Below are 12,595 nucleotides of genomic sequence, written 5' to 3'. Positions count from 1 at the left end.
GATCATGCCGGCTGTGCAATCGGACGCTTCACCGGCTCTTCCACGATCGGCAGATTGATCAGCGCCGACAACACGCCGAACAGCACCGACAGCCACCACACCGGCGTGTAGGAGCCGAACTTGTCGAACACGACACCGCCCAGCCAGGCACCGAGGAAACCGCCGACCTGATGGCTGAAGAAGGCAAAGCCATAGAGCGTTGCCAGCCAGCGCGTGCCGAACATCAGCGACACGAGACTCGATGTCGGCGGGACGGTAGAGAGCCAGGCAAGCCCGCTGATGGCGCCGAAGACGAGCGCCGAGGTGGTGGTCAGCGGCAGCATGATGAAGGCCACCGTCGCCAGCGCGCGGGTGAAATAGATGAAGGACAGGATATAGCGCTTCGGCAGTTTGCCCTGCACATAGCCGACCGTCAGCGAGCCGATGATGTTGAACAGGCCGATGATGGCAATCACCCAGCCGCCCACAGCCGCGGGCAAGCCGCGATCGACCAGATAGGCCGGCAGATGCATGGTGATGAAAGCGAGTTGGAAGCCACAGGTGAAGAAGCCCAGCACCAGCAGCACATAGGAGCGATGGCCAAAGGCTTCCGTGAGTGCGCTCTTGAACGACTGCTTCTGCGCCACCGGCGCGTCGGCGGACGCGGCACTCGCGGTCGGAGTCGCCAAGGCGAGCGACAATGGGATCACCAGCAACATCAGCACCGCGAACACGGTGAGCGTCGCCTGCCAGCCGGTGTTGTCGATCATCGCCACTGTGAAAGGCGCAAAAATGAACTGGCCGAACGAGCCTGCGGCGGTGCCGGCGCCGAGCGCGATACCGCGCCATTCCGGCGGCACCAGTTTGCCGAAGGCGGACAGCACCAGATTGAACGAGCAACCGGACAGGCCAAAACCGATCAGCAGTCCAGCACTGATATTCAGCTCAAGCGGTGTCGAGGAATAGCGCATCATCAGCAAACCAGCCGCATAGAGGAAGGCGCCGAGGCAGATCACGCGCACGCTGCCGAACTTGTCGGCGACGGCGCCGGCGAAAGGCTGGCCGATGCCCCAGAGCAGGTTTTGCACGGCGAAGGCGAGCGCGAAAACGTCACGGCCCCAGCCGAACTCCTGGCTGAAGGGCTGCATGAAGAAGCCGACACTCGAGCGCGGCCCGAAGGTGAGCATGCCGATCAGCGATCCGCAGATGATGATCACCAGCGGCGTACGCCAGCCAAAACCAGATGCCGGGCGCGTCGCGCCGTCGATTGCCGCCATGTCGTTTCCCCGGATCAATTCGGATTGAAAATTCAGCCGGCTTGCAGGGCGCAGCAAACAGCTCGCTGCCCGTCCCCGGACTGAACGGAGATTAATGCATTCGCATGGAAATCTAAAGACCCCTGGCGCCGATTTGGGTCCTCGCAATGCAGCGATGCAATTGGGGCCACAAACGCTGTCATGCCCGGGCTTGACCCGGGCATCCATCTAATTTCGAGCGAAAAACTGGATGGCCGGGTCAAGCCCGGCCATGACGTGGGAGAAGTCCGTGCGCAACAAGCCTGTGCTCAAAAGGTAAAGAGCGGCGCCGGGCATGGCACCGCTCTTCGATAGGCTCGGAGGTAAAGTTCTTACGGCTTGATTTCGGAGAGCTTGGCGGAAATTTCCGCTGTCTGCGCCGCCGTACCCCAGCTTGGTGCCTCACTGCCGTCACCCCAATTTCGCGGGCGATAGAAGGAGTGCACGCCGGTCTTGTACATCTTCTTCATCTCGCGGACCCAGGACGGGTGCACCCAATAGGCATGGTAATGCGTGGACTTCGCGACTTCCGGCAGCCAGATCCGGCCGTCCAGCGTCGCCTTCGCGATCTTGCGGGCGCGCTCCCACATATCCGGCTCTTTCACCACATCCGGAATGCCGTCGCAGGCGAAGGTGAACTGACAGGCCAGGCGGCGATGCTTGTTCTGATAGACCACGCCGCACACGGTGGTGGGATAAAAGCCCGAGAACACGCGGTTCATCACCACCTGCGCCACCGCCATCTGGCCACGCACCGCTTCGCCGCGGGCCTCGAAGTAGATGGCTTCCGTCAGACACTTTTCCTGCTTGCCGCGGGTCTGCTCGGTGAGGCCCATACGTTCGGCCGGCGTCTTCGCACGCTGATTGGCGCTGTTGACCTCGCCTTTGCCGGCAACGCTTTCACCGCCGTCGGTCGGGTTGATCGCCGCATTCGGCACCATCGCTGTAGCCTTCATGTCAGGATCAAGCGTCGAGCCCGGCATAGCTATGCCCGGCACGGCTGTGCCTGGCATTACGATGGTCGGCTCTTCGCCGGGCTGCCAGCGTTCCATTGTCTCGACCGATGCGCCGAGCAACGAGCTTCCGAAAAACAGGCTCGCGGTCTTCACAGAAAAGCCGTCCTTGGCCGGCGCCGGCTCGACGGGGATCACCGCTGCATCGGTCTTGGCGTCCTCTGTGGGCTGCACGGGCTGCGATGCGTCGTATTGAGCGAGCGGCGGGGCACGCAGCGCTTCATCGAGTTCGGGATCGAGGGGCGCATGCTGCGCGGATGGCAGTGCATCGACGGTCTTCGCGCCCATCACCGATCTGTTGTCGTCGAATGAATCCTGTCTGGCCGGCTCATCGGGCGCCACGGTCTCCGGCGCGCGGATGGCCAGGCGATCGCCCTTCAGCGAGCGATCCACTTTCGGAAAATCGGCGGCTTCATAGCGGCGCGGCGGCTGCGCCAGCGGATTGCGGGTCAGTGCACCGGTGATGTCGATGCCGGAATTGTCGAGGCTGGCGAGCTGCAAGGTCGGATTGCGCGAGGCCGTTCCCATCGGGCGGCCGAACGAGAATGTCGCAACCTGGATGGAGGAGACGGCGGGCGCGAACACGCGCTTCTGCCAGCGTTCGGTCACGCCCGGCTGGCGAGCCAGCAGCGAGGCGATGTCCTGATATCCAGATTCTGTCGGGGCCAATGCGAAAACGCAGAGACCGAAGCCGAAGAACGCGCCACGCGCGCCCTTCGGCCGGTTACGCAGTACTAACATCGATACGCTCACGCAACGCTTACACCAGCATCGCCCTGCACGGCACTCATCAGCACATCCGTACATTTCGATCTATTTCGTTAGTACGGAATCAAAGTTGCCGCGGAGTTAATCGGCGATGCAACGACGTCACACGCAAGCTGTACGAGCGCAGCGCAAAATCATTCGAAAGCCTTGGTAAACTGGGCCTCCACAAAAGTAGTAAACATCGCGTTGACAAAGATGATGAAGAGAAATTTGCGCGCGCGTGAAAATATTTGCGAGTTCCATTCCGACGCACGAACAAACACGGCATGAGGCACGCAAATAAAAATGGCCGGGGAACTCCCGGCCATTTTTCAGATCATGAAATCGAAAAGCACTTACGCCTGGCTGGAGATTTCCTTGCCGAGCGCAGCCTGTGCTGCAGCGAGACGCGCGATCGGCACGCGATAGGGCGAGCACGATACGTAATCGAGGCCGATCTCATGGCAGAAGGCTACCGATGCCGGATCGCCGCCATGCTCGCCGCAGATACCAACCTTGATATCGGGGCGAGTCTTGCGGCCACGCGCGACGCCGATCTTCACCAGTTCGCCGACGCCGCTGCGGTCGACCGTGATGAACGGATCGACGGGCAGAATGCCCTTGGCGATATAAGTACCGAGGAAGCTTGCAGCGTCGTCACGGCTGATGCCGAAGGTGGTCTGCGTCAGATCGTTGGTACCGAACGAGAAGAACTCGGCGGTCTCGGCGATCTCGCCGGCCAGCAGACAGGCACGCGGTAGTTCGATCATGGTACCGACCGAATAGTTCAGCTTGCCGCCGGTCTCCTTCATCACCGACACCGCAGTGGCATCGATGCGCGCCTTGATGAGATCGAACTCCATCTTGGTGACGATCAGCGGCACCATGACTTCGAGGCCGACCTGTTCGCCAGTGCGCTTGCCCGCTTCGATCGCGGCTTCGAACAGCGCGCGCGCCTGCATCTCGGCGATTTCCGGATAGGCGATCGCAATGCGTACGCCGCGGAAGCCGAGCATCGGGTTGAACTCGGCGAGATCACGCGCACGGTCCGCAAGCTTGCGCGGATCGGTGTTCATGACACGGGCCACTTCCTCGACCTCGCCCTGGGTGTGCGGCAGGAATTCGTGCAACGGCGGATCGAGCAGACGGATCGTGACGGGCAGGCCCTTCATGATCTCGAACAGTTCGACGAAGTCGGCACGCTGCATCGGCAGCAGCTTGGCAAGCGCGGCGCGGCGGGCCTGCTCGTCTTCGGCGAGGATCATCTCGCGCACGGTGCGGATGCGGGTCTCTTCGAAGAACATGTGCTCGGTACGACAAAGGCCGATGCCTTCGGCGCCATACTTGATCGCCGTGCGCGCATCTTCCGGCGTGTCGCCGTTGACGCGGACCTTGAGCTTGCGGACCTTGTCGGCCCAGCCCATCAGCGTTGCGAATTCGCCCGACAATTCCGGCTCGATCATCGGCATGCGGCCGGACAGCACATGGCCAACCGAACCGTCGATGGTGATGACGTCGCCTGCCTTGAACACGCGGCCACCGATGCTCATGGTACCACGGCCGTAATCGACGCGGACAGTGCCGCAGCCGGAGACGCAGGGCTTGCCCATGCCGCGCGCAACCACCGCCGCATGCGAGGTCATGCCACCGCGGGTGGTGAGAATGCCTTCAGCGGCGTGCATGCCGTGAATGTCTTCCGGCGAGGTTTCGACGCGCACGAGAATGACCTTCTTGCCATCGGCCTGCAGCTTGGCGGCTTCATCCGACGAGAACACGATCTCGCCCGAGGCGGCGCCCGGTGATGCCGGAAGACCGGTGGCGATAACGTCGCGATTAGCTGATGGATCGATGGTCGGATGCAGGAGCTGATCCAGCGAGGCCGGATCGATGCGCGATACGGCGTCCTTCTGCGAGATCACGCCTTCATTGGCGAGTTCGACCGCGATGCGAATCGACGCCTTAGCAGTACGCTTGCCATTGCGGGTCTGCAGCATCCAGAGCCGACCCTGCTCGATCGTGAACTCCATGTCCTGCATGTCGCGGTAGTGCTTCTCAAGCTGGGTATAGATGCGCGTCAATTCCTTGAACGCCTCCGGCATCGCCGCTTCCATCGACGCCTTGTCCGAACCGCTCTCGATCCGCGCGTCTTCGGTGATGTCCTGCGGCGTGCGGATGCCCGCCACCACGTCCTCGCCCTGCGCGTTGATCAGGAATTCGCCATATAGCTTGCTCTCGCCGGTCGACGGGTTGCGCGTGAACGCAACGCCGGTGGCCGAGGTCTCGCCCATATTGCCGAACACCATGGCCTGCACGCTGACGGCGGTGCCCCACGACTCCGGGATATCGTGCAGGCGGCGATAGGTCACCGCGCGGGTATTCATCCAGGATGAGAACACGGCGCCGACGGCGCCCCAGAGCTGCTCGTGCGGATCCTGCGGGAAGTCCTTCCCCGTTTCGCGCGCGACGGCTTCCTTGTACTGGCCGACGAGCTTGACCCAATCGTCACCGTCGAGATCGGTGTCGAGCGTGTAGCCCTTGTTGTCCTTGTAGGTGTCGAGAATGTCTTCGAAGTGATGATGCTCGAAGCCGAGCACCACGTCGGAATACATGGTGATGAAGCGGCGATAGCTGTCATAGGCGAAACGCTTGTCGCCCGACAGTTCGGCCAGCGCTTCCACCGTGGTGTCGTTGAGACCGAGATTGAGGACCGTGTCCATCATGCCCGGCATCGAGGCGCGGGCGCCGGAGCGCACCGAAACCAGCAGCGGATTTTTCTCGTCGCCGAAGCCCTTGCCGGTGATCTTGCCGACGGCCTCGAGCGCCTTCTCCACCTGCGACTGCAATTCCTTCGGATAGGATTTGCCGTTCGCGTAGAAATAAGTGCAGACCGAGGTCGGAATCGTGAAGCCGGGAGGCACCGGCAGGCCCAGATTGGCCATTTCGGCGAGGTTCGCGCCCTTGCCGCCGAGCAGGTCGCGCAGGCCGGCCTTGCCCTCGGCCTTGCCGCCGCCGAACGAATAAACCCACTTGCCCGCCTTGATGACGTCAGTCACCGGCTTGCTGGTGGCCTTCTTGACTGCCTTGGTCGCCGAAGTCTTGGCTACAACCGCTTTCTTCGATGGGGGAGCCTTTGCAACCGGTTTCGGCGCGGCCTTTGCCTTAAAAGCAGATTTGGCTTTCACAGCCGTTTTGGCCTTCACCGCGGATTTTGCTGCAGGTTTTGCAACTGGCTTCTTAAGCGCCTTGCGGGCCACCGAAGCTGCTTTGGGCGCAGCCTTGGACAGCTTTGACTTCGCAGGGGCTTTCTTGGACTTCGAGGCGGTTTTGGCCATGGTTCTCAATCAATCCGCGAGAGGAAACGACAGGGAAATGTGCCGCGTTACACCACGTTTCAGGGACGTGGCGCAAGCAGCCCGGAGGTACCGCTGTAGGTAACGGCCGTGTCAGAATTTAGCCGATTTTGAGCAGCTTGAAGACACCGAGCCCGGCCAGTCCGATGAAGATCAGATAAATCGCCACCACCAGATTCAGAAATCGCGGCATGATCAGAATCAGAACGCCAGCGATAAGCGCGACAATCGGCTGGATGTGAGCTGCCGTGATGACCATGGAGGATCTCCGTGAGGGAATCGATTCGGGCGCGATGCGCCGCGGGGATTTAGCAGCATAAAGACGCCCTGCCCATCAATGGGTTCCCGCATACCTGCATGCAGTGCATCAAAAACCAGCAATTGCGCGTGGAAAATTCCGGAACGATCGCTGGCGGCATGCATTGGCGGACGGTGAATAAATCAAACCAGGCTGGATGGCACAGACCGGCGCGGCAAGCCGGACATCGTTCACGAAGGAGACGATCATGCGAAACAAACTTATTGCAGCAGCGGCCCTTGTCGGCGCGCTCGGCACTTCGCTGGCAGTGCAGGCTCAGGGCGTCACCGTCGGCGTATCGGGGGGCGATCGCGTGATCGTCGACAACAACGATCCGGATGGCATCACAGTGCAGGCGCGTCCGGCATTCCGTGAATATGTGGTGCGCGAACGCGTGCCGACCTTCACTGTGCCCGATCGCATCGTGGTTGGCACCACGCTGCCGGAAGCCGGCGTGATGTATTACGACGTGCCGCAGACGGTCGCGACGACGCCGTATCGCTACACGGTGGTGAATGGTCAGACGGTGCTGGTGGAGCCGCGCTCGCGCCGCATCGTGCAGGTCGTCGATTAGCACGTCACGTTGAAAAAAGATTCGTTCGGGCGCCGCGAATGGCGACCGGGCGAAGAAGCCCCGCCCCGGTCATCCCCCACCGGGCGGGGCTTTTTTGTTTGCGCATGACGCCACAAGCTCCGCCTCATGGTGAGGAGCGCGACTTCGCGCGTCTCGAACCATGAATGGGTGAGCGCCGGCGTTTGCAGCCATCCTTCGAGACGCGGCGAAGACGCCGCTCCTCAGGATGAGGACGGAGTATTGCAGCACCTTCCTGTATCGACGCTTATCCGCTCTTCAGCAGCGACAGAATGTGGTTGGTCGATTTGTAGCTCGCCACGGCGTTATCGCGGAAACTCGGCGTCCAGTTGGATGCGGTCCGCTCCTCATCACTCATCGCCGAATAGGTATTGAGAATGCCGAGGCTGAACTGGCTGGGATCGCCGCTCTTCTGGCTCGCCTGCAGCGCTTCGAGAATACTGGTGCGATTGCGTGAATCGAGCACCTGCTTGGCGGCGAAGCTTTCTTCCTTCGAGAACAGACCATCCTGATTGAGCGAGATCGCTGACAGCGAACGGTTGTCGACGGCGGAGAAATCCGCGAGCTGGCCGGTCTTGCGGCGGCTGTCGTAAACCAGTTCGCCCTTGCCCGCCTCCTGCGCCGCCTTGGCCTGCGCATCCAGCGCCGCGCGCACGCTCTTCGCAACGGTGGCGATGTCCTGCACGGGCGTCGTTGTATCGGGCTGCGCGAGATAGGCTGCGACCGGATCGTTGGCGATGCCTGATGGCGCCTTGGTCGGTGTCTGCTCGGTCGCCTGAATGCCCTTCAGCATGGCCTCGCGCTGCGCGGACCAGGACGCCGAGGCTTTCTCTTCGCTGCCGGCGGCATCGAGATAATCCAGTGCCGCGGTGTAGATGCCGCTGAAATCGCCGGTGAGCTTAGCCGTACCCGTGGCAGGCGCCAGCGCTGCGTTGAAACGATTGCCCAGTTCAGCTTTGGCGACCGTCTGTTCGTCGGCGGTGAAGGTGCCCCCATTGTTGGTGGCCATGGCGTAGAGCGAACGGCGATCCAGTGTCGAGAGATCGATCGTCAGCTTGCCGTTGTTATCCAGCGGCCCGATCGCTTTCGCGGCCACATATTGGGCCGCCAGCTTCGCCCGCAGATCCGTGATGACGGTCGCGATGTCCTTGTCGGAGCCGGAGCTCGCAAGCTTCGCCCGCGCCGCATCCGACAGCGTCAGATTGGTCGCCGCGTCCGGCGAGGACGACGATGCGCTCTCATTGCTGTTGAGCGCATTGGCCAGCGACGGCTGCGCGGTGGCGGCGGCTCGCGCATAGGCGGAACCGTAATTGGCATAGGGATTGAGGCCGGTATTGACCGAAGTCATGAGCAGTCCTGTCCGCGCTGGGAAGCGACGGTTAAGAAACCGTTACGGAACCGGACCATTTCAAGGGATGGTTAATGGAAGGTAAATGTTTCGGAAGGTGTCAGGATATTTCTGAACGGCGCCACATGAGTCGTCCTGGCTCCGTCGTGCCCACCAACTCCGTCATGCCCGGGCTTGACCCGGGCACCCACCTTTGCCGCAAATGACGAAGGAAGATGGATGGCCGGGTCAAGCCCGGCCATGACGTGGGGAGAGGACGGTGCGCCCCGCGTCAATCCTGGATCTTCGAGAAATCCGCCACCGCACGCGTTGCCGCGCGGATCTCGTTCAGCAGCTTCAGACGATTTTCGCGGACCGCCGCGTCGTCGTCATTGACCTTCACTCTGTCGAAGAAGGCGTCCACTGCCGGGCGCAGCTTGGCCATGGCAGTCATCGCGCCGGCAAAGTCTTCTTTGGCAACAGCCGCGCTCGCTTCCAGCCCAACTTCGGCAATCGCCCTGGCCAGTGCCTTTTCTTCATCGAGCTTGAACAACGCAGCATCCGGCGCGCCGTCGAACTTGCGCTTCTCCTTCTTCTCTTCGATGGCGAGGATGTTGTTGGCGCGCTTGGTGCCGGCCAACAGGTTCTTGCCATCGTCGCTGTCGAGAAACTTGCCGAGCGCTTCGACGCGACGAACGACCATCAACAGATCGTCCTGACCGCCGAGCGCGAACACCGCGTCGACGAGATCGTGACGGGCGCCCTGATCGCGAAGCTGGCCTTTGAGGCGGTCGGCGAAGAAGGCGAGCAGGTCGGCCGGTTTGCTCTCGTCATAGCCGGTCATCGTCGATGCATGAGACAACGCGACAGACTTCAGCTTGAGGCGCAGATTGTTTTCGATGATCAGACGGATCACACCGAGCGCCGCACGGCGCAGCGCGAACGGGTCCTTCGATCCCGTCGGCTTTTCGTCGATCGCCCAGAAACCCACCAGCGTATCGAGCTTGTCGGCCAGCGCCACGGCGACACTGACAAGATCACTCGGCACGCGATCGGTCGGTCCCTGCGGCTTGTAGTGATCCTCGGAAGCGGCAGCGACAGCGGCGTCTTCGCCTTGCGCCAGCGCGTAATACTTGCCCATCAGGCCCTGCAACTCTGGAAACTCGCCGACCACTTCGGTGAGCAGATCGGTCTTTGCGAGTTGCGCCGCGCGCTTGGTCTTCGTGGCATCGGCGCCGACCAGCGGGGCGATCTCGGCAGCGAGCTTTTCAATGCGCGCGATACGCGCGGCCTGTGTGCCGAGCTTCTCGTGAAACACAATCTGCTCGAACTTCGGCAGTCGCGATTCCAGCTTCGTCTTCAGGTCCGTCTCGTAAAAGAACTTCGCATCGGACAGGCGCGCGCGGATGACGCGCTCGTTGCCGGCGATGATCGCGGTGCCACCGTCACTGGCTTCGATATTGGCTGTTATGACGAACTTGTTGGTCAGCTTCTGCGTCTTGGGATCGCGGACCACGAAGCATTTCTGGTTGGCGCGAATGGTGGCGCGGATCACCTCGTCGGGGATCGACAGGAAATCCTTGTCGAACGAGCCCATCAGCACCACCGGCCATTCGACCAGGCCGGCGACTTCGTCGAGCAGCGCGGGGTCTTCGACCAGCTCATAGCCCTGCGCGAACGTGAGCTGCCGCGCATCGGCGAGGATGATTTCTTTGCGGCGCTCGGGATCGAGCACGACCTTGGCGGACTGCAGCTTCGCCACGTAGTCGTCGAAGCGGCGCACCTGGATCGCGTCGGGAGCGAGGAAGCGATGGCCGTAGGTGGTCTGGCCGACGCTGACGCCGCTCAGGTCGAACTGCACCACTTCCGGTTCTTCGGTCTCGATGCCGAAGGTCGCGACGATGGAATGCAGCGGGCGCACCCAGGTCAGCGCGCTCGATTTCGCGGAAGCCGCACCCCAGCGCATCTGCTTCGGCCACGGGAAGGTGCGGATGATGATCGGCAGGATCTCGGCCAGCACGTCGACCGTGGGCTTGCCCGGCTTTTCGGTCAGCGCGATGTAGAAATCGCCCTTCGGGTCGCGCTGGATTTTTGCCTCATCGAGCGAGTTGAGGCCGGTCGCCTTGAGGAAGCCCTGGATCGCGGCTTCGGCGCCGCCGACGCGCGGTCCCTTGCGTTCCTGCTTGAGGTCCGACTGGCGTGCGGGAATGCCATGCACCGTCAGCGTCAGACGACGCGGCGTCGCGAAGGCTTTTGCGCCTTCATAGACGAGGCCTTCGGCCACCAGACGATCGGTCACCATGCGGCGTAGATCTTCCGCCGCCTTGGCCTGCATGCGGGCGGGAATTTCTTCGGAGAACAGTTCGAGAAGGAGATCAGGCATCAGGCAGCACTTCCGGCTTCGGTATGCACCCACGCTTCGCCGCAGGCCTTGGCGAGTTCGCGGACGCGCATGATGTAGCTCTGGCGCTCGGTGACCGAGATCACGCCGCGTGCATCGAGCAGATTGAAGACATGGCTGGCCTTGATGCACTGGTCATAGGCCGGCAGCGCCATCAGATGTTCTTCGCGCTTGCCGCCCTTCCAGCCCGCATCGAGATACTTCTTGCAGGCGGCCTCGGCCATCTTGAACTGTTCGAACAGCATCGCGGTATCGGCATGTTCGAAATTGTGCCGGGAATATTCCTGCTCGGCCTGCAGAAAGACGTCGCCATAGGTCACCTTGTCGGCGCCGTCACGGCCGTTGAAGTTGAGATCGTAGACGCGGTCGACGCCCTGCACATACATTGCGAGACGTTCGAGGCCGTAAGTGAGCTCGCCGGCGACCGGCGCGCATTCGACGCCCGCGACCTGCTGGAAGTAAGTGAACTGGCTGACTTCCATGCCGTCACACCAGCATTCCCAGCCAAGGCCCCAGGCGCCCAGCGTCGGGCTCTCCCAGTCGTCCTCGACGAAGCGCACGTCATGCAAGGCGGTGTCGATACCGATGGCTTTCAGCGATTGCAGATAGAGATCCTGCAAATTCGCCGGCGACGGCTTCATGATCACCTGGAACTGATAATAATGCTGCAGCCGGTTCGGGTTCTCGCCATAGCGGCCGTCCTTCGGCCGACGCGACGGCTGCACATAGGCGGCCTTCCAGGGCTTCGGCCCCAGCGCGCGCAAGGTGGTCGCGGGATGGAAGGTGCCGGCGCCCATTTCCATGTCATAGGGCTGCAGGATCACGCAGCCCTGCTCGGCCCAGAAGCGCTGCAGAGCGAGAATGAAGCCCTGGAACGAGCGTTCCGGGCGCATGTGCGGAGGCAGGGAGTCCATGGTGGTTTCTGGGCCGTTTTTCCGGGGATTCGCCAAGGGGATCAAGGCGGATCAAAGCGCGCGGACCGTATCGGCGCGGCCTTCGGGAATCAAGGCAAGCGGGGTGGATTTGGCGGTAACCGGCGGGTAACTGCGCCGGGAGATGGCCTGATACGCAGGGGCAGTCGTTAAGCCCCGCGCGCTATCCTGATGGCATCGGTGGGAACGAACCCGGACGTCGGGACTTGCCCCATCGAAAGGCCCGAACGACGACAGTCGCACGGGCCGGAGACCTCCAAGTCTTAAGTTGTCCAAATGTCCAGGGCCAAGGGACCTCCAAGCCTGAAAGCCCAACTTTGTCGCCGGTCTTGAGGACGTGCCCCGTCCTCAGGCCGGCGCAAATGTTTTGGCGCCCAGTTTACGGCGGCTAGCCCGGCCGGTAGGCGCCCGTGACGGGATCACGGCGCAGGGTCGGGACTTCCGTGGTCCCGCTGCGTTCGGCTACCCGCGCTTGGCGGGCTTCTTCCAACTCATGATTGATCCGCTTGGCGGTTCTATAGGCCCAGCGGACGAGGGCTGCGCTCCCAAGCGCGCCTGCGAGTGCGACCAGCGGCGGCATCTGTCGATTCCTGTCGTTCATCTCAAGCCCCCTGCCGATAGTCTCGCGCAACCGCCGGTTTCCCGCAATTGGCTTTTGCGA

At 62.2% G+C, this 12,595-nt stretch carries 9 protein-coding genes; 1 reads left to right on the top strand and 8 read right to left on the bottom strand.

The window, feature by feature from the left end:
- Positions 1-2: 2 nt before the first annotated feature.
- From A4A58_RS14510 to A4A58_RS29665, 4 genes are all read right to left on the bottom strand, one after another.
- Positions 3-1,256, bottom strand: a complete 1,254-nt coding sequence (locus A4A58_RS14510; protein ID WP_068733180.1) for an MFS transporter — start codon at positions 1,254-1,256, stop codon at positions 3-5.
- Between the two features lie 350 nt (positions 1,257-1,606).
- Positions 1,607-3,028, bottom strand: a complete 1,422-nt coding sequence (locus tag A4A58_RS14505; protein ID WP_068733178.1) for a cell wall hydrolase — start codon at positions 3,026-3,028, stop codon at positions 1,607-1,609.
- Positions 3,029-3,390: 362 nt separating this feature from the next.
- Positions 3,391-6,366, bottom strand: a complete 2,976-nt coding sequence (gene ppdK / locus A4A58_RS14500; RefSeq protein WP_068733176.1) for a pyruvate, phosphate dikinase — start codon at positions 6,364-6,366, stop codon at positions 3,391-3,393.
- Between the two features lie 118 nt (positions 6,367-6,484).
- A complete protein-coding gene (locus A4A58_RS29665; RefSeq protein WP_081421867.1) occupies positions 6,485-6,643 on the bottom strand; it encodes a DUF3096 domain-containing protein in 159 nt (52 codons plus the stop codon).
- Between the two features lie 247 nt (positions 6,644-6,890).
- Here A4A58_RS29665 and A4A58_RS14495 point away from each other — a divergent pair, with 247 nt between their 5' ends.
- Positions 6,891-7,256, top strand: a complete 366-nt coding sequence (locus A4A58_RS14495; protein WP_068733737.1) for a DUF1236 domain-containing protein — start codon at positions 6,891-6,893, stop codon at positions 7,254-7,256.
- Positions 7,257-7,521: 265 nt separating this feature from the next.
- Here A4A58_RS14495 and A4A58_RS14490 read toward each other — a convergent pair whose 3' ends face one another.
- The 4 genes from A4A58_RS14490 to A4A58_RS14475 all read right to left on the bottom strand — a co-directional run bounded on the left by A4A58_RS14490 (position 7,522) and on the right by A4A58_RS14475 (position 12,514).
- Positions 7,522-8,622 (bottom strand): hypothetical protein, encoded by a 1,101-nt coding sequence (locus A4A58_RS14490; RefSeq protein WP_068733174.1) that lies wholly within the window; start codon positions 8,620-8,622, stop codon positions 7,522-7,524.
- Positions 8,623-8,893: 271 nt separating this feature from the next.
- A complete protein-coding gene (glyS, locus tag A4A58_RS14485; RefSeq protein WP_068733172.1) occupies positions 8,894-10,984 on the bottom strand; it encodes a glycine--tRNA ligase subunit beta in 2,091 nt (696 codons plus the stop codon).
- Positions 10,984-11,916 (bottom strand): glycine--tRNA ligase subunit alpha, encoded by a 933-nt coding sequence (locus A4A58_RS14480; protein WP_068733170.1) that lies wholly within the window; start codon positions 11,914-11,916, stop codon positions 10,984-10,986. The genes glyS and A4A58_RS14480 overlap by 1 nt, the downstream gene beginning before the upstream one ends.
- 406 nt (positions 11,917-12,322) lie before the next feature.
- Positions 12,323-12,514 carry a hypothetical protein gene (locus A4A58_RS14475; protein ID WP_068733735.1) on the bottom strand — a complete coding sequence of 64 codons (192 nt, stop codon included), beginning with the start codon at positions 12,512-12,514 and terminating at the stop codon, positions 12,323-12,325.
- Positions 12,515-12,595 lie beyond the last annotated feature (81 nt).

The organism is Tardiphaga robiniae, from assembly GCF_001618955.1.
Classification (GTDB): Bacteria; Pseudomonadota; Alphaproteobacteria; order Rhizobiales; family Xanthobacteraceae; genus Tardiphaga; species Tardiphaga robiniae_A.
This window is presented reverse-complemented; position numbering and strand designations above follow the sequence as displayed.